Raw genomic sequence first — 19,749 nt, forward strand, 5'->3', positions numbered from 1 at the left:
AAGCTGATCTTGGCCAGCCATGACCCGTCGCCGTCTTCCGCCGCTCAATTCCCTGCGCGCCTTCGAGGCGGCTGCCCGCCATCTCAACTTCGAAAAGGCCGGCGACGAGATCGCCGTCACGGCAAGCGCCGTAGGCCAACAGGTGAAGGCGCTGGAGGCCTGGCTGGGCAGTCCCCTGTTCGTGCGCCTGCCCAGCAAGGGCGTCGCCTTGACGGGTTTGGGCGAGCGTTACGCCGCCGCCATCACCGATGCCCTCGACCGGCTCAACGAGGCCACAGCCCGAGCCCTGAAGCCCGAGGCGTCCCGGGTGCTGAACGTCAGCACCCTGCCGAGCTTCGCCGCCGGCTGGCTCATTCCCAGGCTCGGCGCGTTGAGGCTGCGCCACCCGGATTTGGAAATCCGAGTCTCGGTCACCACCGATCGCACCGACTTTTCACGCGAGGACATGGATGTGGCGATCCGGTTCGGTCGTGGCGTCTATCCTGGCCTGCGGTCGGACCTGCTCATGGAGGAGTATTTCTTTCCGGTCTGCAGCACCGCGCTTCTTAGCGACCGGGAGCGGCCTCTGAAGGAGCCGGCGGATCTTCGCCATCACACCCTGCTGCACGAGATCGTCGCCGATGGCGTGCCCGATTACATGTCCTGGGACAGGTGGCTTGCCGAAATAGGGGTCGAGGGCATCGACGCCTCCCATGGGCCGCGCTTCTCCCATACGTTCCTGATCCTGCAGGCGGCGGCTTCGGGGCAGGGCGTGGCCTTGGCCACGAACGTGCTGATCGGCGACTACCTCGATGCCGGCCGCCTCGCCCGGCCATTTCCGCAGCAGGTGAAGGGCGCCTACCAGTATTACGTGGTCTGTCCAGAGACGACCGCCGAACGGCCCGCCATCGCGGCGTTCCGCAATTGGCTTCTGGAGGAGGCGAGCCTTCAGGCAAGCGGCGAGACGGCGTCCCGCGCGCCCTAAGCGCCGGCCGCGAGCTTTCGGACGATCTCGTTCGCGGCGCGCTCTCCTTCTTCCCAGGCCCCGCCCGCGGTGCCCCACTGTGCGCGCGACAGCGCCTCGCCGGCAAACCAGATCCGGTCCGCGACCGGTTCCTTCAGCGTGTCGCGCACCGCAGAGAGGCCAGGGGGCACCACTGCCCAGGAGGCCCGCGACCAGGGATCGTTTCGCCACCGGGTGGCGTGCCGGATCCGCAAGGCCCCAATGGCCCGGTGGCCGAACTGCTCAGCCAGCAGGGCGCGGACGAGCCGGGCGGGTGCATGGGCGTCGCGCCTGTCGAGGCTGGCCGCAAGGGGCTGGTCGAGCTCGAAGAAGTGGAAGGGCGTTCCGTCGATGGAGGTGAGCATGCCGGGCGGCTCCCGGCGCGCGCCGAGCAGGCTCGCCAAGCGGTCGGCCCCCTCGAAGGGAGAACCCGGCCAGTGCAGCACCACGTGTTCGTACACCCCTTGGACGAACCCATGGATCGCCGCCTGCACCTCGACCGGCAGCGAGGGCGCAAAGCGGATGACGTCCTGCTGCAGCACCGCCATAGGGGCAGTGACGATCGTGGCCTTGGCCTGAAGCGTGCCGGCGGAGCTTTCGATTCGGACCCCTTGTCCCGACCAGTCGACGCCGTGGACGACCGTTCCAAGCCGGACCGGCAGATTGCGGCCCAATCGCCCCACATAGGCTCCGAGACCGCCCGCGATGAAAAGATTGTTGGAATATTCCATGCTGGGGAAATCGTGCAGGCTCACCTCATCGAGGGGACGGCCCGATACGAGGCCATGGATGGCCTCGACCCGGCGGCCGAAGGGTCCCATGGGCGGGAGCACCTTGGCGGCCGGCTGATCCTCGACCCGGCGGGCAGCCCGGGTCATGGCCCGGTCGGCGATGTCGAATGCCCGGTCGAGGGCCGCGCGCTCCGCCCGGCGGCCCCGTCGCCGTCCGATGAAGAGATGTCCCTCGGTCGGCGCGCGCCGCAGGGGCTCGCCCCGCTCCCGTCCAAGGCGCACCAGCGGGTTGATCGGTCCGGCATGGAGCCAGTGCGCTCCGAGATCGACCGGGTGCGCGCCCATCGGCACCGTCACGGCGCGGCCGCCGAGGCGATTCCGGGCCTCCAGCACCGTCACGGTGAGGCCCGCCGCGAGGAGCCTTCGCGCGGCGGCGATGCCGGCCGAGCCCGCGCCGACGATCACGACGTCCGGCTCCCGTCCGGGTTCCTGGCTGGGCTCCGCTGGCCCGGATGAGAGATTGGCTGGCTGCACAGGTTCCTCCACCCCTCGCCTTGCGGCGGGTCCGTTCATAAGTAAAGTCCGCCCCTCAACCCAGGAGACTTCGCCCCATGCTGATCCAGGCGGTTTTTGCCGCGGCCCGAGACGTCTTCTCGCCGGCGCTCCGGCGCATCCTGTGGAAGTCGCTCGCGCTGACGATGGCGCTGCTCGCGCTGGTCTGGCTCGGCCTCACGCGTCTGTTCGACTGGTTCCTCGACGGCACCACGGTCGCGGCGGAGTACCCGATCCTGGAGGGGTTCGCGTTCTTCCTCGCAGGCTTCGGCATCTTCGTGGCTCTCGTATATCTTCTGCCGGCCGTCACGGCGATCGTGGCCGGCTATTTCCTCGACGACGTGGCCGAGGTGATCGAGCGCGGGGACTATCCGGCCGACCCGCCCGGCACGGCCCTGCCCATGGGAAGCGCGATCCTCTACGGACTCCGCTTCGCCGGCCTGTCCATCCTGGTCAATCTCGCGGCCCTGCTGCTTTTCTTCATCCCGGGCATCAATATCGGGGTGTTCTTCGTGGCCAACGCTTACCTGCTTGGCCGGGAATATTTCGAGCTCGCGGCCGGCCGTTTCTGGCCCCAGGCCGAGGTGACCGGCATGCGCATGGAGCATCGGGGAACGGTGCTCGCCGCAGGCGCAGTTCTGGCAGGTCTCGTTCTCGTGCCGGTCCTGAACCTCGTCACGCCGATCTTCGGCGCGGCGCTGATGGTTCACCTGCACAAGCGGCTGGCGCATCGCGCGGACAAGTGGCCCCGGATTCCCGCGTCGAGCGATGCGCCGCATCTCAAGTGAGCATCGGACGAAGCCCAAGAGCGGACTTCGCTCTTGGGCGCGGTGCTAGTGGCTCGAAGACTGGCCGACGGCGGGCCCGGACGCCCGATCCGGCTTGAAGTCGGACTCGGCGCCCCCTGACGTGGGGGCGAGCAGATCCGGCGTGGTGCGGGTTGCGTTCCGCTTGAGGTCGAACTGGCCGGTCTTGCGGAACCGCACCAGATAGGACGGCACGATGGCCTCGATGGTGGTGGGCGAGATGCCCATGCCCTCCAGCGTGCGGCCCTCGCGAATGGCCGCCTCGGACACCACGTTGTCCTTCTCCAGCAGGAGCGCCTGATCGCGGGTCATGACGAGTTCGTTGGGCACGAGCCCGAGGGTGAGCTTGTCGAGGAGCCCCAGGACGCTGCCCTGAGCCCGTCCGACCGCGTTCGGCAGGGGCAGGATGATGCGCTTGCGGTCGGTTGCAGCCAGCACGTATTCCACAAGCTGGCGAAGGGTGCGGATCTCCGGACCCCCGAGCTCGTAGACTTGCCCCCCGGGCACGGCGCGCTCGACGGCCTTGACGATCGCGGCCGCCACGTCGCCGGCGAAGACCGGCTGGAAGCGGGTGTCGGCGCCAGCGAGCGGCAGGACCGGGAGCATTCGGGCGAGGCTCGCGAAGCGGTTGAAGAACTGGTCGTTCGGCCCGAACATGAGCGAAGGCCGCAGGATGACCGCATCAGGCCGCGCCGCCAGAACAGCCGCCTCGCCCTCCGCCTTGGTGCGGGCATAGAGTGATTCTGACTGCGGATCGGCCCCGATGGCGGACACGTGGATGATGTTGGCGCCAGGCCTAGCTGCCTCGGCGATGATCCGCGGCCCCTGGGCGTGAACGGAATCGAAGGTCTGGCGGCCGCCTTCCTTCAGGACCCCCACGAGATTGATGACGTGGTCGGCCTTGGCCACCGCATGAGCGACCGAATCCGGATGGCGCAGGTTGGCCCGGATCGGGTGGATCTGTCCGACCATGCCCTGCGGCAGGTAGTCCGCCCGGTTGGGCTGGCGGGTGACCACCAGGATCCGGTAGCCGCGCTTGGCCAGCGCGCTGACCACGTAATGGCCGAGAAAACCCGATCCGCCGAAGACCGTGACCAGTTGCTGCTCTGGTGTGCGAATGGCGCCGATCATGAAAAGTCTCCTGTCCGCCTGGCCACGGGCGTGTCTCGGGAAGTGATTTCGAAACGTCTCTAGAGCATCGGACCCAAAAGTGGAATTCACTTTTGGGTCCGTCCGACATGCACTCTTGGCGGCGACAGTCGTTCGATCCGCAAGGCACGGCCTACTTTCGCGCCCTGTGCTGATCAAAGGCCCAGTCTCATGAAGAGACCCGTGGCCTGGAAATCGGCAAGAACGCGCGAAGAAAACGACGAGGGACCGTTTTCAGCGATTGACGTCAGCCGCCCATGGCCTTAAACGATCCTCGCCGACAAGGCATGCCCAGGTGGCGGAATTGGTAGACGCACTGCTTTCAGGTAGCAGCGGGTAACACCGTGGAGGTTCGAGTCCTCTCCTGGGCACCATCCGCATTGGATGTTGTAGCTTTCTCAAGCGCTTAGCTTTCTAAGAAAGCCGGTTTCAAAAACCTGGGGTGAAAACCTGGGGGACTTTGAGCCACATCTGTTCTTCCGGTAGATGTAAAAGGGCCGCCCGAAGGCGACCCTCATTGAGGCACTGATACCTATCCACGGAAGTTATGACTTCAAAGGCAGGCTGGTGACGAGGCACGCCGCCGATTTTACGATCAGAACTTCGTTACTTGGGTATGAGAGCAATCTTACGCGACTTCTGCTCCCGATTCGGCAAACTCGATGTCTGCCTCAATCACTGCCTCATTCTGAGCCCGCCACGTCAGATATCGCTGATAGCCCTGTTCGGATGCGACACTCCGCATATAGTCACGACCATACCGGTCGATTTCCCATGGGGTTCGATGTCCCGTGATGGCCATAATCTGATGGGCAGAAAGACCCATCATGATCAGACGGCAGACCCCAGCCTTTCGGAGACCATGAAGCGAAAACGACTTCTTGATCCCGGTCTTCGCTGTCAGCTTCTTAATTGCATCCTGCATCATATTGCCAAGGCTGCCCTCGGCGTAAGGTCGGTCTGGTTGGGTCGGACTGATCTTGTCGTGCACAAGGTAAAGCGTCTCCCCGAGGATGCCTGCCTCCTTCGCAGCTTCCAGTGACTGGCGAAGCTCCGGAAACAGCGGCACGTAGGCTCTTACCGGCTTCTTATTGCGAAGCTTGTGCTGCACGAACGAGAGCCGATCATTACCGTTTCGATCCTTTTCAAGCACAAGGCGTCCCAGCCGAGGTAGGTCAGCGCGTCGTTGCGTCGTATAGTAGGCGAGGTCGAACAGAAGCCGCTCCTTGCTGCCCAGTTTAAACTGTTCCTGAAACGATGCGATCTCTTCTAAGCTCGGGGTGCGGTGGCCTTCCTCATTCTCGGGTTTGAAAGGTTTGATGTCGCGAGCCCAGTTCCGACCACCAACAACTCGTGTATGGTTCTGAACCAGATAAGACAGGACCGCGCTGATGAATTTGTGCCGGGTATTCGCTGCCGAAAAGTTGGTTTGAACCTCGCGCTCTTCCCCAGTGATCTCGTCGAACACTGTCTTCCACTTCAGCTTCCGTTTCATGAGAATCAGCACAGACTCGCCGTTGAAGTCGGCAAGGGGACAGTCGCCATACCGCAGGTGCGGGTATCTAGCGTGAGGCTCGTCCCAGGTACTCTCCAGGACGTTTTTACGGTTGCGCTTATCGCGCTTCGACATTTCACGATAGGTTGGATCGTTAGCAAAGTAGTCCTGGCACCCCCACCGCCATGTATCGGGCGCAGCAGCCTTTCGAGGTTCGGGGCTACATGCTTTGGCTGGACGGACCTGAAGAGGCCGTCCCTGCTTGGCTGCGAGAAGTTCAGCATCGAACTCAACGGACGGGAAAGGAGCCCGAATCCTGACCTTTCTCTGGCCAGGAGGCTCGTAGTAGACCACGACCTTGCTCCATTCAGTCGCATACGCATTCGTGTAGGCATGCGACCCGAGCTTCTTATTGAGCTTCTCGGCCTCCCGTTTCGCTTTTTGGTGGCGAGCCTTCTTGATCTCAGGATCGAGTTTCGGTCGCGCCATCATGCAGCCCTCTGATCGGCCCACGGGCTGTGGGGTTTGTCCGTCCGCACGGCTTTGACGGACTGCGGCTCCATCGCCGCAGCAAATTCAGCACGATTCGGGAAGTTCTCGATAGCATCGAGGATGTCCGAGGCCCGCCAACGCGCAACACCTCCTTCCTTGATCCAGGGTTGAGGCATCCAGCCCTGCGCCATCCACTCATGAAATTTGGTTTGGCCAATGCGGAGGTCGTATTCGATGTCTTCCATAGCCATCAAACTCGGCCTCGAGTTACGGTCACGCTTACTCATCTGGAAATTCAGTCTTTCAAAAAAGCGACGCCCTTAAATCTGACGGGCCGTCGCTGGGTACACTCCGAACGTAGCGAAGGCGGATTCTCGACCGCAATATTTTTCTGGTGCCGACCAACCAAAGAGAATTCCAGACCATCACGCAGCAATGGACCTCAGGCTCAGGCATGTTGTGGTTCGCGTAGGTCCAGCCTCTGCGGGCGTTCAGCCATCTGAATCCCAGTCTGACCCGCTTGAAGCGGAGGGTCCGATTCCGAGACGCAACACTGCTTGCGGATTTTGCAAATTGCCTAAAATTGATTCATGAAAAACCAGAATCTGGTTCATTTCGTTTGTTGCATCACCCGGTCTGTCCCACTAAGACCGGCCTCGACGCGCTCGATCAACACGGCGTGGCCAGCGCATGCGTTTGTCATGCGATGCTACTGATTTGTTTAAGGAATTCATCCCATGTCTATCCACCACGGCTGCGAGTGCGCGGCTGAAAAAACACGTCTGAACCTTCCGCAGTCTGACGGGGGGCGCTCTGATGGCCTATGATCCCTATGAGGTTCTCGGCGTCCCACATGGGTCCACCCAAGACGACATCGGACGTGCGTACCAAGAGCGCGCGAAGAGGTGTCACCCTGATATCCATGGTGACGGTTCAGCGGCGCAATTCATCAAGGTCCAGAACGCTTACGAGAAGCTCCGGGATCGCGTAGGCGTTCGTGTCCATGAGGACGCTGCTGACGACGCAGAACTTGATGACGGCTCCCATGCAGACATCGATCCGGTCGCCTTCGTTCGCGGCTTTATGGAGCGGACAGGTGTTGAGATTTTGTTCAATGGGACGATGCACGTCCGTGGTGCGCCACGGATGGCCTTCACTCGTGCCGACATTGATACCTATCTCGAACGCCGAGAGGCCGATGAGGAGTGGCTGCTCGACGAGATCATGCTCACCATCAAGCGTCAGGGTGTAAAGAAGCTTGTCAAGGGAGACATCGAGCGCGCGCTCCGCATGATCATGCGGGAGGACAAGAAACACCGTTTGAATCACATCCTGAGGCCGTTCTTGAAGGCCGAACTCTCGGAAGAGCAGAAGACGCGAGCGGACCATGAGTGGCACCGGCTGGTCGGAGGCGTATTCGAGATGGACACGGCACTGGGTGTCGCCGTCCTCCAGCAGTTCATCAATCAGGTGAAGAGAAAGGCGCTGGGCCTGCCGATCAAGCGTCACCTGATGCCGGTCATCCTTAGCATCATCTAGGGCATCGGAAAAACCAGCTTTGTGCTCCGGTTCCTTGCACCCATCAAGGAGCTTGCGACCGATCCGGCGCTTCTGTCCGACTTCACCGACAAGCGCAGTGGTGATCTGTATTCCTACCCTGTCGTGTTCGTTGATGACCTGGAGAAGATCGAGCCTCAGCAGATTCCCACCCTCAACAGCCTTGTGACCGGGGACGGGCTCACACGGCGGACAATGCGCACGTCGCAGGTTAGTCATCGCAAGCAGCAAGCCACACTCATAGGCACTGCCAACAAGGAGATCGCCGACCTGATCGCAGACGAGACCGGCAATAGGAGGTTTGTGACGATGCGTCTGCGCAATGGTGAGGTGAGAAAGGGCGGTGATCCAACCGTCTGGGATGTGATTAACGCAACCGACTACGATCTGCTGTGGCGCAGTGTCGATGCCTTTGCCCCCGATCCTATCGAGCCGTTCTTGGAGCAGCTTTTTGCGCTCCAGGAGTCCACTCGCAAGCTGTCGGACCTTGAAGCGTGGCTCTTGGAACTCGACCTCACGTCTGAGGCCGTGAAAGCCATCACAACGCCGAAAGGGGTGAAGGCTGATAAGCTGCGGGGTCTCTTCAATGCCCAGACTGGAAGCAGCATGACGATGTCGCGGTTCGGCACGGACATGCTCAGCTACTTTACGAAATCGAACATGCCCTTCAAGAGCAGAATAACTGACCCGGTTGGCACGCTCTACGTGGTTCGATAGCCATAGTCTCCAGGGTGTCCAGGGTGTCCATGGACACCCTGGACACCGTGGACACCCTGGAGACTTGGGACACCTTGGCCACCCTGGATGCCTCGGTCCACTCTTTGACCATGTCAGCCATCGCAACTTGGAAATTTCTAGACAGCCAACGATGAACCGCAGGGCCTCCGATTCGGCTCGAACCGAACGTTGAAGGACCCATCGCTCGCATCATCCCGAGTGCACACCGCCGCCACGACAGGCTTCTAGCTCCTACGAACAGGACTCGGACAAAGGGAAGCTCTCGTCCGCAGGTTCCTCCATTGCATGGAATACATGGCGGGCCTCCTCGTGGCACCGTTCACCCCGCCACTCACCCTGGCCGGGCGGTCACACCCGTATTGTGGAAAATTACAAAGGCCCGCAGCATGGGCAGGTTAAATCCTGTCATCATGTCAATATTTTTAAGGCGATAGAATATAAAAGAAAAATATCGCCATCCTAAAACATTTTTTGTAAGTATTAAGACGTGGGGTGCGGCACTGTCCATTAGACAAGCTGTTTGGCAGTCACACCTAATGCTGGACTAAACATCAATCGCTGCCCGTCGCTATTTTGGTGACTGGGAATTCTATCAAATTCTGAGTACGATTTATTTTAGGAATACGATTTTTATGGACATTTTCTCGAAGCTCCAAGAGCAGCTTCAAACCCCACAACCTCAAGCCGACTTGTCGGTCGAACCCATCGATCCCACGTGGCTCACCGGCATTCCCCCGCTCGGCGTGATCACGGTCATGACCTTGAACTATTTCGACAACGGCTCGGATCACCGGGTGAAGTGGTCGAGTGCACGCTTCGCCATGAACTTGCAGATGTTCACGCAGACGGAGCCCTTCACGCCGTCTGTGTCACTCGCCGCGTGGAAGGGGACAATCCAACTCCACGACCCGGATTTCTGGATACGATACGTCGAGCATAAGAAGGACAAGATGGACGAGGCCACCTTCGCACGCCTCAAGGCCGTCTACGTGGAGACGTTCAAGACTTTTCCAGACGGCACTCTCCTCGGAACCTTTATGAACAAGACCTCGGGCACGAATTACTCCTGGTCCTATGCCATGCGGTTCTGGTTCGACCAGTTCGATGAGCCGAATCTCGAAATCTTCCTCGACGAGGATATGCCCACCATTGATGTCTGGGAGACGGTCGTTCCGGTTCCCGGTCAGAATCTCCCGGTTCTGCGCGCACGCCATGATCCTAATAAGCTCTGGCGTTCACGCCGTCCAACCGGCAAGGGGAGGAAGCACCAATGAGCCCGAACCTCACTGATCTGACCAAAGCGGTCCTCGTGCTCAACGGGCGTGTTGAAAACCTCGAAGCCGAGAACAAAGCCCTCAAGGATAAGTTCGATGGGTTCGATACCATGATCCAGGAGTTCGTCGCATTCATGTCCGAATACGTGGATCAGCAGTACGCAAAGGAGGACACATTATCGACCATCGTGGACGCAGACGGCGTCGTGACGGCTGCCGCCGAAGGGTTGGTCCAGAAGGTAGATGCCTTGAAGTCCGACATGACGGAATCGATGGAATCCTTGAGACGGATGTTTCACCAGCATTTCGCCGATCACGAGATCAACGGTGCTCGTCCTGCGATGTTGCAAGGAGTCGAGTTGCGCAATGCGATGAAGGACATCTGAGCTTCTGCTTCGCATAGTCTCAATCGATAATGTGCAATATCTAATATGTAATAAAGTAATTATAATGAGATTGCGAAAAACTTCGGTTTTTCGCGACCTCACTCCGTCGCTTCGCGTCGTCTAATCACCCGGTCTCGCGACCTCATCGCGCTTCGCTCGATGTAATAACACCTCGTGACCTCGGTCGATGAGATGTCTCGCGTTGCTCGACATCTCTATAATTCCGCCCCGCACATGCTTCGGCTCCACCCCGACAGGCCAATGTGGTTTCGGTTCTCTCGTGGAAAGGACAAAGGAAGCGAGCGGATAGCAGAGGCCGAGGCATTTCGGTCACTGACGTGAGAGCACTCAGTACCGGTGCCGATATCAGCGGGTAGGTCAGCACAATCGTCGCTGTGCAGTGCCTCATTTGAGTAACCTCTGGCAAGACGTTGTTCCGAGACGCTCCCGATCCATCGAATACGTCTTGTATGGATTAGTTGCGGGATTTGAGACTCAGTCCATCCTGATGAGACCCAAACAAGACACTTGAGGTCAGCATGGCGCTCTACGGATACGCACGTGTTTCACACGTCTCTCAAAGTCTGGATGTTCAGATTGAAGCGTTACGTGCGGCGGGCTGCACGGTCATACGCTCGGAGAAGAAAAGTGGCACCACCACGGAAGGCCGTGTCGAGTTACAGACCCTGCTCGATTTTGTCCGAGATGGGGACACGATTTGCGTAACCCGAGTTGACAGAATTGCCCGTTCCATCGCCGACCTCCAGGACATCCTACGTGTACTCAAGGCGAAGGGTGCTTCGCTGAAGGCAACCGAACAGCCTATCGACACATCCACTCCCCTTGGCAAATGCATGCTCGACCTACTGGGCGTGTTTGCTGAACTGGAAACGAACCTGCGACGCGAAAGGCAGACGGAGTCTATCCGCCGAATCAAAGAGATCGACAGCACGAAACCTAAGAGCGAACGGACTTATCGAGGTCGCCCACCAACGATCAAGCTCGATGAAGTGCACCGTCTCAGAGAGGAAGGGCTAGGAGCTACGGCGATTGCCGAAAGGCTCGGGATCGGGCGAGCGTCCGTATATCGTGTGCTCAAAGGATTGTCCGAACGCGAAGCGCGCAAACTGGTGCTTCCCGAACAACCAATAATAGGGCCATGTATGGATTCGCCCCGCCGTCCCTGCAATCCATAGATCAAACAGCGATACTCTTATTGGCCACAGATAGTGTCGTCATCCGCATGACGGGGGCACGCCTACCAGTGCGCCAACTACATAAAGATCGGCGGTGGCAACACATTCACTTGCGATCAACATGGACGCACGCAACTAGAATCGTTTTTTGCTCCAGTTTAATTTTGCTTCTTGAAGCGCAGATACTGTACAGTAAGTCCAGTGCTGATGCGTATCGTTCATCGGCCTACATTCAAAATTCATATTTTATTTTAAGGTTAATTCATGTTCAAACATCGCCTGACAATCGGACTACTTCCACAATATTCAAAAAATCGCGCATCATTCGAGAATTTTATTTTATCTGACGTTTCTAAAATTATGGGCGGTAAACATGGTAGATGGAAGATACAATCTCACAACTGCGAAACAACCATCAGCTTCTCTCGAATTCGCGATCTCCGCGATTATGAGGAGCACATCAATAGTCTTGAAGTCATACGGCATCGGAAGGGGAAGGACGACGTAAACTTACCCCTACGTGATATCTGCTTCGTTGAAACAACGATATTGAGAAAACCGTATTACGGAGTTTGGGGCATCGATTGGCTCTCTGCGGTGGAGAGCAGAAAGGCTACACTCATCGCAAATGGTCATGATCCTGATGACAGTTCCATCAATAATGTTGCTGCGCAGGAGTTTTGGGATGAGTTGCAGCGTCACACTGTCGGCCTGAAGCTGAAGTGTCTCGGACGCCTGCCAACCTGGAGCCACATCCAACTCGATTACCCAGCTTCATGGTCTGTTCAATTCTTCACAATGAAGGATGCAATAACTTTCAAGAAAGCTGCTGGCGCAAAAACCGTCCTCAAGTTCACACCGGCACGGGATGGTGGTGTGCTCCTAGCAGAGCTTCCATAAAAGCGGTACCGAAAGGTAGACGTAACCCACCTGGAGACGATCTTCGTCTCCAGGTGTTTTAACCCAGACTTATAATTTCAGTTCCTGTCCATGCCTCATTGGTCGAGATGGCGTCTCTCGCGAGAACTGATCAAATTCTTACCCTGTCGCTCACGATTCTGCCCATGATTTCACGGGGATGGTGAACATCTCGTCAGGCAAGAGTGATTCAAGTGACTGAGCACTCGCGATTTTCCGAGCACAGCACTGGACACGAGATCAAGATTTCTCGGAGTCTCATGGTCTCTTACGGGAAGGACTGGCATGGAGATCGCAATCGTGAGCCATCATCCGAACGCTACTTCAGGGTTGGACGAAAAGGGCTCGTCTCGCAGTAGGTGAGCCAAGCATCCCACAGCGCAGCGGCAGCATCTGGGTTTGGGCACAGCACCTCAATGGTGAAAGCATCAATCACCGGAAACTTTTCAACGCTTACGATGTATTCCGAGCCATGCGCTGCTTGAATTAGCTCCATGTCAGCCAACTCGGCCTTGAAGACATTCAGACGTACGATGTCTCGCGGTCTCTCGCGCTTTGCTGGGTGCTCGGGAATAGGAAGTTCATAATAATGCATTGGAAGCCTCGATTTAAAGTGTCGATGTATTTATCCTACAGTCGGTGAGCTTCCCCAACCGAAAGCCGGTGGTGCTCCGCTCATGGTTCATGAGCGATTGAGACTAATCTGTCGTGTGGACGCCATTAACCCGGCAGAGTGTCGCCACGGGCTTGTAAGTGACTTCGGTCACCCGGCCATCGAACCTCATGGTCTCGCCGGGCTTCAGGTTCAGCTTGTTATAGTGCTTGGCATGGCTGTCCGTGAAACCAGCATCGTTCGTCACGTCACAGAGGACGTTCACGGTTCCGATGGTTACCTTCGAGTTGTTGGTCAGGTGCCCCTGGACTTCAACGAAATGTCTGTTGCCCCAATTCTTGCGAGGCGTGATGACGTGGTTGAGAATGACATCCACCTGCGAATCGAGCCGCCACTTTTTCATGTCGCCCTGGAAAAGATCGGACACCTCGTAATCAAACCTAGGCTCGCAGCGAAGACCCTTCAGGTTTTCTGATTTGGCCCGCCAGAGGTAGCTGTCAGGCTGGAGCGGCAATCGAACCCGCTTTGTCTCTCCCGGCTTCACGTGCTCGGCATAGGCATGTTCCGTATACACACGGGCGGACTTGTACTCTTCGTCCTCCAACTCTTCCGGCTCGTACATGCAGGTGGCGCTCACCCGATAGACACGGGCATTGGCGTTGTTGTTGATGTCGAACTCGATGAAGCGAATCCCGCCTGTCGTCATGACCGGACGGATACCCGACAGAATGACGCGATCCGGCTGGAACGTCTCGTAGATCGCATCCCGCTCGGCCTCATTGTTCCACCAATACGAAATCTTATTGGCCACATAGAAGTAGGCGACCAGCGGAATTGTGATGTACCAGTATGCGAAGAAGATGCCTAGGATACTGAGGAGCATCCGGAACAGGAGATGCATACCGACGCCGAAGAGGCCGCCAATAATGCCACCCTTGATCGTCCACTCGACTTGCTTAGACATCGGAGACACCGTTGGAGAGGTTTGGAGGCGGGGTTATTGAGCCGAAGCGTAAGGTTACGAATCACGACACGGGAAACCGTGGACGAGGAACGTCAGCCCGCATCCTCAAGCTGGGCGAGGTCGAATTCCTCAGCACCGAGGTCATTGCCACCGAAATCGTACACACCGAGAAGGTCAGCAGTCTGATTGATGTACTTGGCATCTGCAAACTGGGCCGGAACGAGGACGCCGCCAGCGTCAAATTTGGCCCGTATGGCTCGTAAGGTCTCTGGATCGACCTTGCTGTTTCTTACGCCATAAATGCCGCTGATCATCCAGTTCCTGCGGCTGAGGCTTTGAAGCTCGATAATTGCTTCGGGGTTATGCCAGTTGGCGTACAAGTTCCTGTGGAGGAAGCAGTGTAAGACTCTCGTGCCAAGGCAGTTGGACATGCGACGCCCTGTATCCCGCAGCGCTTTGGGAGAGGTCAGGAATGTAACGTCGGCATCATCGTCGAACGGGCACGCTATAGGGAGGCTTGGAACCTTATCAATCAGACGACGAAGCCATGTACGAAGGGAGGTCGAAGGTGACAGGGAAGCGAGAGACTGCCAAACCTCACCATGTGCCGCCTCTGGTATAAGACTTAGGATCATATTGAGTGCAACACGTAACTGCTCGATCTGCTCAACAGAATGAAGCCGAGTAATAACCTCCTGTCGCAGGAGCGGCGTGGGAAGTCGGAGCGCCGCTTCAATGCTCACCTTCGAGATGGGACAGCTTTGCCTCAGAAGGCGCGCTCTGTCTCGGAGTTCAGGACGCGACATCAGATCAATGAGCCTTAGGTAAGCTGCCTGAGGTAAAGGACCGTTACCGATCCGGTGCAAAAGACGTACAGACACCGCAGCCTCTCTGCCGAATAAAGCCTTACACTCGCAGATGTCCTGCGCCCGTGCCGTGATGAGGACGTGTCCTATCTCGCCGAGAGGATTGCGGCTGGCGTAATCTTTGGTCAGACCCTCTGCCGTGAAGTGCCCAGCAAGGTGGTCGGCACCTTTCTCCTCTAAGACACTCAGGGCCAGGAAGTTAGCTTGCCGTTTGAGCGTCGAACAGGTCGAAAGGTACGTAAGATAATTTTGGTGGGCACGATCAAGCGCGATAGCGCCTCGGAGAGGTCAGCCAGTAACTGGGTTGGGTTCGAGCGTAATGTTATCGAGATCGGGTATCAACGGTCACTCCGGTGATCAGTCACCTACGACCGTCTCATGGCCCCGAAATCCGTCAAATAGTTTGTATCGAGATTGCCCTCAGAGGTGGCAGCCGAAAGGTGAGTTCAGATCGGGAACGCGATGAGTGTCCTGACGATCTTTGACCTTTGCACCCCCGAGCCGACGTTCTTGCCGGGTAGCAGCGTACATGAGCCGTCTGCTCAACCCGTACACCCCAAGATGACGGACATCCGCTTTACAATCACCTCAAGCTGGTTCGACTCCATCCTCCCGGTCCAGAGGAGAAGTAAAACAGCAGTCCGCCGATGATCGCGAGGCGCTCGAAAAGCTCGATGCTCTGCTGGGGACGAAGGAGCATGTTCAAACCAGATTGGCCATAGGTCATCCAGAGACTGAGCCCCGTGAAGCCAATGAGCGCTAAAGCTGTCCAACGCGGCCAAAGTCCGATGAGCAAGGCTAAAGGTCCGAGGAACTCGGCGGCTACCATGACGCCTGCGATCACTGCCGGGTAAGGCATCCCCTTCGCCGCGAGGGACGATGTGAAGGTCGAGAACGCCATGAGCTTGTTGAAGCCAGACGGCAGGAAGAGAGCCGCCACGAACAGACGCCCCAGAAACAATGCAAAATCTTCGCTGCGGCTCAACACGAGCTTCCTCCTATGGTCCTGTAGAGCACGACGGATTGAACGGCTTTGCCCCACTCAGTCGCAACAGCCAGATGATCCCTGGTCGGTTAGAATTCGGTTACGGATACGAACCGGACCAACATGATGTTATTATGGTACGTTTATAACCGGTGTGCCGCCCCATAGGATGTCCCTCCTCGGTTTACTTCATACCGGCAGGCCCATATTCTCGGTGGCGTTTTTCGGGATATATTTTAGGCCGTCTATTGATGTCAGTACCCATGCCCCAGAGCGGTTCCCCGTCATGGACGGAGGCTGACCGTCTCGCTGCTCTCAGGAGCTTCCGCGTTCTCGATACCGAACCGGAAGCGGCCTTTGAGGAGATTACCACCTCAGCCGCCCACATCTGCAACGCCCCGATGGCCCTCGTGTCGCTGGTGGATGATGTCAGGCATTGGTTCAAGTGCGAGATCGGGGTTGGAGAGCGGGAAATCCCACGCGGCATCGGCATCTGTGGTCACACTATTCTGCAATCCGGTGTCTTCGTCGTGCCCGATACAACCCAGGACCCGCGTTTTGCCGACAACCCGCTCGTCACAGGCAGACCATACTTGCGCTTCTACGCGGGTGCGCCACTAGTCACAGATGATGGACTGCCGCTCGGAACCCTCTGCGTCCTTGACGACAAGCCCCGCCCAGAGGGCCTGACGCCCGAGCAATCAACGGCCCTGCTTGATCTGGCTCGCGCGGTGATGACCCAACTCAAGCTCAGGAAAGCCGAAAAAGCTCATGAGGAGAACGAGGCGCGGCTCAAGCGCATCATCGATGCTATGCCTCATGCTGTGTGGTCGGCGCTGCCCGATGGCTATAACGACTTTCACAATCAGCGCTGGTACGAGTTCTCGGGTCTGCCATTGGGGTCAGCTATAGGAGACCAGTGGAGCGAAGTTCTTCACTCTGAAGATCAAGATCGGACGTGGGCCAGATGGCGGCACTCCCTCGCGACCGGCGAACCGTACGAGGTTGAGTGCCGTCTGCGCCACCATTCGGGCGAGTACCGCTGGACCTTGGTCCGAGCAGTGCCACTGCGCAATGAACAGGGCGGTGTCGAGCGCTGGCTCGGCACTACCACCGACATCCACGAAGCCAAGGAGACGGAAGTCGCACTGGCCGAGAGCGAGGAGCGCTACCGGGCTTTGATACAAGCGAGCACGGCTATGGTCTGGCGAGCGACACCCGATGGTTCAATCCTCGAAGGCTGGGGCTGGGAGGAGTTCGCTGCGCAAGCGCCAAAGGGGTATGAAGGTCACGGCTGGCTGAATGCCCTTCATCCTGATGACCGGGAGCAGGCCGTTGCAGTCTGGCAGGAACTGCGAGAGCAAGGCCGACCCGGCGAGGTTGAATACCGTGTCCTGACCAAGAATGGCGAGTATCGCTGGGTTCTGGCGCGTGGTGTGCCGTTGAAGGCCGATAACGGCTCTGTTCGGGAATGGGTTGGCACGATCACCGACATTCATGAAGAAAAACAGGCCGAGGAGCGTCTCTGGCATCTGGCAAACCATGATCCACTTACCGAGTTGCCGAACCGCACCCTGTTCCACGCTCGCCTGGACAAGGCTCTTGCCGAGGCGAAGCAAAACCGAACGACGGTTTGTCTTCTGCTGATCGACCTGGATGACTTCAAGGAAGTGAACGACTCGTTCGGCCACGATGCTGGCAATGCCCTGCTGAAGGAAACAGCAAAACGGCTGTCCTCGATGGTCACAGGCTGTGACACGGCGGCGAGGCTCGGGGGTGACGAATTCGCGGTTCTGTTCACGGACCCATCCGTTCTCCAGCGAGGGGTGACGTTTGCCGAAAACATGATCAAGAGCCTTAATCAACCGTTGTTCTCCTATGCGGGTCAAAGCATCGCCACCAGGGCAAGCATTGGCATGGCAGTGTATCCAGACCATGCCGCTGAGGCTGCCGAATTGCTGAAGGATGCTGACATCGCTCTCTACCGCTCCAAGGCAGAAGGACGTAATCGTGTGACGATGTATACCCCGGAGATGCGAGCCGCCACGGTGCAGCGGATCACACTCAGGCGCGAGATGCGGGAGGCACTCTCGCAGGATCAGATCGTCCCCTACTATCAGCCGCAGGTATGCCTCGCTACGGGTGCCATTATTGGCTTTGAGGCGCTCGCTCGCTGGAACCACCCGAGGCAAGGTCTTCTGACACCCAGCACCTTCGGGGCGGCTTTTGACGATGTTGAGCTTGCAACCTTAGTGGGCCAGCGTCTGATCAGCACAATCGCGGCAGATATGCGCAACTGGCTCAGCAGCGGCCTGAGCTTTGGGCGCGTCGCTGTCAATCTATCCCATGCGGAGTTTACCCAACCCGATTTCGCGGATGACTTCCTGCGCGCTCTCGATGCGTCCCAGGTTCCGGCTCAGTATCTTGAGGTGGAAATCACCGAGAAGGTGCTGCTGGATGGACGCCTCGATGCGGTCTCATCGGTTCTGAAGACCTTCGGCGATCAAGGGATCAAGATCGCACTTGATGATTTTGGAACAGGCTATGCGTCCCTCACGCACCTCAAGCGGTTCCCAGTTGATCACATCAAGATTGACCGGAGTTTTGTGCAAGACCTTGAGCAGGACCCTGATGACAACGCCATCGTCGCGGCGGTGATCGGCCTCGGCAGGAACCTGAAGCTCCAGATCACCGCCGAAGGAGTCGAGACGACTGGGCAGGTTCAACGGTTGCGAGAGATGGGTTGCGAGTATGCGCAGGGCTACTACTTTGCGCACCCAGTGGCTGGCTCCGATGTGCCAAACCTGATTTCGAAGTGGTAGAAGCCAAGGCTGCTTGGCACGGCATCCACATGGGTTCAACACGGCCTCGGGGCGAAGATCACATGTCAGTTCCGGAAGCCCGCAGCCATTTTCACAAGATTCTTCGCGTCAAAGGAGCGCAATGCGAGGTTGGACCTCCTCCGCGTCGTCTTCTCTGCTAGCCTGATGAGAAGATCAGGGGGAGGCTGCGGGGAAATGCGAAACTTAGGGGTGTGTACTGCCCTTGGTTTGAGTTGGATCATCGCATCCTGCGCTGAAAGTATGGTGAATCCGGCTGGTATACCCGAGCCTGTCCCTGCACTGGAAGCTGCACCCAAGGCACGGCCCAACAATGTGGAGGTGAGGCGTCAGGCCAAGAAGATTGCCGAGGATGCCGAAATGCGTTCGGCTATCCTCTCTCGTCAGGTCAGTCCAAACGTTAGCCCGAAGGAAGAGCTACCGCCCCAACCTGAAGCTCAGCCGCCGCAAGCACCCCAACAGCCACCGGAACCCCGAATTTCGCCCGAGCCGCCTACGGTTGTGGTGCTTCCGCCGCCCCCGCAGCCTACCGAGCCCAACTTCCCGGTTGCAGCGCTGATGCCCGAACCGCCAGAACCCGCAGAGCCGACGTTCTCCTCGACCCCGCCAACCGTTGAGCTACCGCTTCCACTAGAGCCTGCCGTGCCAAAGGTGCCGATAGAAGCGGCCATGCCACCCCCGCCCGAGGCTGCTGAGCCGAGCTTCCCCGTTGCTGCACTGCCGCCCCTGGAACCGGCTGAACCATCCCTGCCTCAAGTAGAGATCGCGGCTGAAAGCCTGACCTCACTGTCATATCCAGACCTTCCATCGTATCTTTCGATGCGCCCGCGCCTTGTTTGGGAGGATGTCACAGGCTCTTTTGAAGTCCCACGCAGGCCGCTGTCTGAGGCTCCTGAACTCAACCCAGAGCGACAAATCCCAAGCTTAATCCGCAATCCTTGGCCACTCCTGATAGATGGCTCGTAAAAAGCCTATCAGGTGCCATGTGAGGCGAGTGAGTTCTTCGAGTGACAGCCATGTATCAAGGTAACAACGGGCTGACGGTCGCGCTGCTATCGGTGTTCCTATGCTTCTCGATCTCCGAGGCGAAGGCGCAGGCTGTGCCCAACGTCGGCATCTGCCCATCTGGCTATCACACGAGCGGTGATGCTTGTGTTCCAAGCTCGCGGGAGAAAACCGCCCGTCCATCACTGCCCAAAATCGGA

The 19,749-nt window shown here is 58.3% G+C and carries 18 protein-coding genes and 1 tRNA gene; 11 read left to right on the forward strand and 8 right to left on the reverse strand.

Annotated features, from left to right (window positions below):
* The first annotated feature begins 19 nt into the window (after positions 1 to 19).
* The gene (gene gcvA, locus DRB19_RS14835; protein ID WP_114186803.1) at positions 20 to 964 is read left to right on the forward strand and encodes a transcriptional regulator GcvA; all 945 of its coding nucleotides are present in this window, start codon (positions 20 to 22) and stop codon (positions 962 to 964) included.
* On the opposite strand, the gene DRB19_RS14840 is transcribed toward gcvA, so the two are convergent.
* Positions 961 to 2,247, reverse strand: coding sequence for a flavin monoamine oxidase family protein (locus DRB19_RS14840; protein WP_245439516.1), 1,287 nt, complete (start codon positions 2,245 to 2,247; stop codon positions 961 to 963). The genes gcvA and DRB19_RS14840 overlap by 4 nt on opposite strands.
* A gap of 77 nt (positions 2,248 to 2,324) precedes the next feature.
* Between DRB19_RS14840 and DRB19_RS14845 the strand changes: the two genes are divergently transcribed.
* Positions 2,325 to 3,053, forward strand: coding sequence for a sulfate transporter family protein (locus tag DRB19_RS14845; RefSeq protein WP_114186805.1), 729 nt, complete (start codon positions 2,325 to 2,327; stop codon positions 3,051 to 3,053).
* 45 nt (positions 3,054 to 3,098) lie between these two features.
* Here DRB19_RS14845 and DRB19_RS14850 read toward each other — a convergent pair whose 3' ends face one another.
* Complete coding sequence (locus tag DRB19_RS14850) at positions 3,099 to 4,202, reverse strand: complex I NDUFA9 subunit family protein (RefSeq protein ID WP_114186806.1); 1,104 nt, start codon at positions 4,200 to 4,202, stop codon at positions 3,099 to 3,101.
* Positions 4,203 to 4,509: 307 nt separating this feature from the next.
* Here DRB19_RS14850 and DRB19_RS14855 point away from each other — a divergent pair.
* A tRNA-Leu gene (locus DRB19_RS14855) sits at positions 4,510 to 4,594 on the forward strand.
* A 254-nt stretch (positions 4,595 to 4,848) separates the two neighbouring features.
* Here the strand turns inward: DRB19_RS14855 and DRB19_RS14860 are convergent.
* Together DRB19_RS14860 and DRB19_RS14865 are read right to left on the reverse strand one after the other, a co-directional pair.
* Positions 4,849 to 6,207 carry a tyrosine-type recombinase/integrase gene (locus DRB19_RS14860; RefSeq protein WP_114186807.1) on the reverse strand — a complete coding sequence of 453 codons (1,359 nt, stop codon included), beginning with the start codon at positions 6,205 to 6,207 and terminating at the stop codon, positions 4,849 to 4,851.
* Entirely contained in the window at positions 6,204 to 6,458 is a 255-nt protein-coding gene (locus tag DRB19_RS14865) for an NUDIX hydrolase (RefSeq protein ID WP_147021728.1), read from the reverse strand. Before DRB19_RS14865 ends, DRB19_RS14860 begins: the two co-directional genes overlap by 4 nt.
* Positions 6,459 to 7,023: 565 nt before the next feature.
* Here DRB19_RS14865 and DRB19_RS14870 point away from each other — a divergent pair.
* The 6 genes from DRB19_RS14870 to DRB19_RS14895 all read left to right on the forward strand — a co-directional run bounded on the left by DRB19_RS14870 (position 7,024) and on the right by DRB19_RS14895 (position 12,258).
* Positions 7,024 to 7,746 (forward strand): J domain-containing protein, encoded by a 723-nt coding sequence (locus tag DRB19_RS14870; protein ID WP_114186809.1) that lies wholly within the window; start codon positions 7,024 to 7,026, stop codon positions 7,744 to 7,746.
* A 3-nt stretch (positions 7,747 to 7,749) separates the two neighbouring features.
* Positions 7,750 to 8,481 carry a VapE domain-containing protein gene (locus DRB19_RS14875; protein ID WP_276330611.1) on the forward strand — a complete coding sequence of 244 codons (732 nt, stop codon included), beginning with the start codon at positions 7,750 to 7,752 and terminating at the stop codon, positions 8,479 to 8,481.
* Positions 8,482 to 9,134: 653 nt separating this feature from the next.
* Complete coding sequence (locus DRB19_RS14880; protein ID WP_114186811.1) at positions 9,135 to 9,776, forward strand: hypothetical protein; 642 nt, start codon at positions 9,135 to 9,137, stop codon at positions 9,774 to 9,776.
* Positions 9,773 to 10,162, forward strand: a complete 390-nt coding sequence (locus DRB19_RS14885) for a hypothetical protein (RefSeq protein ID WP_114186812.1) — start codon at positions 9,773 to 9,775, stop codon at positions 10,160 to 10,162. The genes DRB19_RS14880 and DRB19_RS14885 overlap by 4 nt, the downstream gene beginning before the upstream one ends.
* 539 nt (positions 10,163 to 10,701) lie before the next feature.
* Positions 10,702 to 11,358 (forward strand): recombinase family protein, encoded by a 657-nt coding sequence (locus DRB19_RS14890; protein WP_114186813.1) that lies wholly within the window; start codon positions 10,702 to 10,704, stop codon positions 11,356 to 11,358.
* Positions 11,359 to 11,622: 264 nt separating this feature from the next.
* Positions 11,623 to 12,258, forward strand: a complete 636-nt coding sequence (locus DRB19_RS14895; RefSeq protein ID WP_147021727.1) for a hypothetical protein — start codon at positions 11,623 to 11,625, stop codon at positions 12,256 to 12,258.
* Between the two features lie 337 nt (positions 12,259 to 12,595).
* Here DRB19_RS14895 and DRB19_RS14900 read toward each other — a convergent pair whose 3' ends face one another.
* The 4 genes from DRB19_RS14900 to DRB19_RS14915 all read right to left on the reverse strand — a co-directional run bounded on the left by DRB19_RS14900 (position 12,596) and on the right by DRB19_RS14915 (position 15,707).
* Entirely contained in the window at positions 12,596 to 12,871 is a 276-nt protein-coding gene (locus DRB19_RS14900) for a hypothetical protein (RefSeq protein ID WP_114186815.1), read from the reverse strand.
* Between the two features lie 103 nt (positions 12,872 to 12,974).
* Positions 12,975 to 13,853: a hypothetical protein gene (locus DRB19_RS14905; protein ID WP_114186816.1), complete on the reverse strand. Its 879-nt coding sequence runs from the start codon at positions 13,851 to 13,853 to the stop codon at positions 12,975 to 12,977.
* Positions 13,854 to 13,945: 92 nt separating this feature from the next.
* Positions 13,946 to 14,167: a hypothetical protein gene (locus tag DRB19_RS14910; protein WP_162815698.1), complete on the reverse strand. Its 222-nt coding sequence runs from the start codon at positions 14,165 to 14,167 to the stop codon at positions 13,946 to 13,948.
* A 1,135-nt stretch (positions 14,168 to 15,302) separates the two neighbouring features.
* The gene (locus tag DRB19_RS14915) at positions 15,303 to 15,707 is read right to left on the reverse strand and encodes a DoxX family protein (protein WP_162815699.1); all 405 of its coding nucleotides are present in this window, start codon (positions 15,705 to 15,707) and stop codon (positions 15,303 to 15,305) included.
* A 260-nt stretch (positions 15,708 to 15,967) separates the two neighbouring features.
* On the opposite strand from DRB19_RS14915, the gene DRB19_RS14920 reads away from it, so the two are divergent.
* The gene (locus tag DRB19_RS14920; RefSeq protein WP_162815700.1) at positions 15,968 to 18,526 is read left to right on the forward strand and encodes a sensor domain-containing phosphodiesterase; all 2,559 of its coding nucleotides are present in this window, start codon (positions 15,968 to 15,970) and stop codon (positions 18,524 to 18,526) included.
* Between the two features lie 1,034 nt (positions 18,527 to 19,560).
* Positions 19,561 to 19,749 (forward strand): hypothetical protein (locus DRB19_RS30780; protein WP_210207480.1); only part of this gene is annotated, 189 nt, incomplete at its 3' end.

Origin of the sequence: Microvirga aerophila, assembly GCF_003332305.1 — a bacterium.
Taxonomy (GTDB): domain Bacteria; phylum Pseudomonadota; class Alphaproteobacteria; order Rhizobiales; family Beijerinckiaceae; genus Microvirga; species Microvirga aerophila.

Coding starts and splice junctions, on each gene's coding strand:
- DRB19_RS14870 (WP_114186809.1), top strand. CDS start 7,024: ATGGCCTATGATCCCTATGAGGTTCTCGGCGTCCCACATGGGTCCACC.
- DRB19_RS14905 (WP_114186816.1), bottom strand. CDS start 13,853: ATGTCTAAGCAAGTCGAGTGGACGATCAAGGGTGGCATTATTGGCGGC.
- DRB19_RS14850 (WP_114186806.1), bottom strand. CDS start 4,202: ATGATCGGCGCCATTCGCACACCAGAGCAGCAACTGGTCACGGTCTTC.
- DRB19_RS14860 (WP_114186807.1), bottom strand. CDS start 6,207: ATGATGGCGCGACCGAAACTCGATCCTGAGATCAAGAAGGCTCGCCAC.
- DRB19_RS14900 (WP_114186815.1), bottom strand. CDS start 12,871: ATGCATTATTATGAACTTCCTATTCCCGAGCACCCAGCAAAGCGCGAG.
- DRB19_RS14845 (WP_114186805.1), top strand. CDS start 2,325: ATGCTGATCCAGGCGGTTTTTGCCGCGGCCCGAGACGTCTTCTCGCCG.
- gcvA (WP_114186803.1), top strand. CDS start 20: ATGACCCGTCGCCGTCTTCCGCCGCTCAATTCCCTGCGCGCCTTCGAG.
- DRB19_RS14880 (WP_114186811.1), top strand. CDS start 9,135: ATGGACATTTTCTCGAAGCTCCAAGAGCAGCTTCAAACCCCACAACCT.
- DRB19_RS14890 (WP_114186813.1), top strand. CDS start 10,702: ATGGCGCTCTACGGATACGCACGTGTTTCACACGTCTCTCAAAGTCTG.
- DRB19_RS14920 (WP_162815700.1), top strand. CDS start 15,968: ATGCCCCAGAGCGGTTCCCCGTCATGGACGGAGGCTGACCGTCTCGCT.
- DRB19_RS14865 (WP_147021728.1), bottom strand. CDS start 6,458: ATGGCTATGGAAGACATCGAATACGACCTCCGCATTGGCCAAACCAAA.
- DRB19_RS14885 (WP_114186812.1), top strand. CDS start 9,773: ATGAGCCCGAACCTCACTGATCTGACCAAAGCGGTCCTCGTGCTCAAC.
- DRB19_RS14910 (WP_162815698.1), bottom strand. CDS start 14,167: ATGATCAGCGGCATTTATGGCGTAAGAAACAGCAAGGTCGATCCAGAG.
- DRB19_RS14895 (WP_147021727.1), top strand. CDS start 11,623: ATGTTCAAACATCGCCTGACAATCGGACTACTTCCACAATATTCAAAA.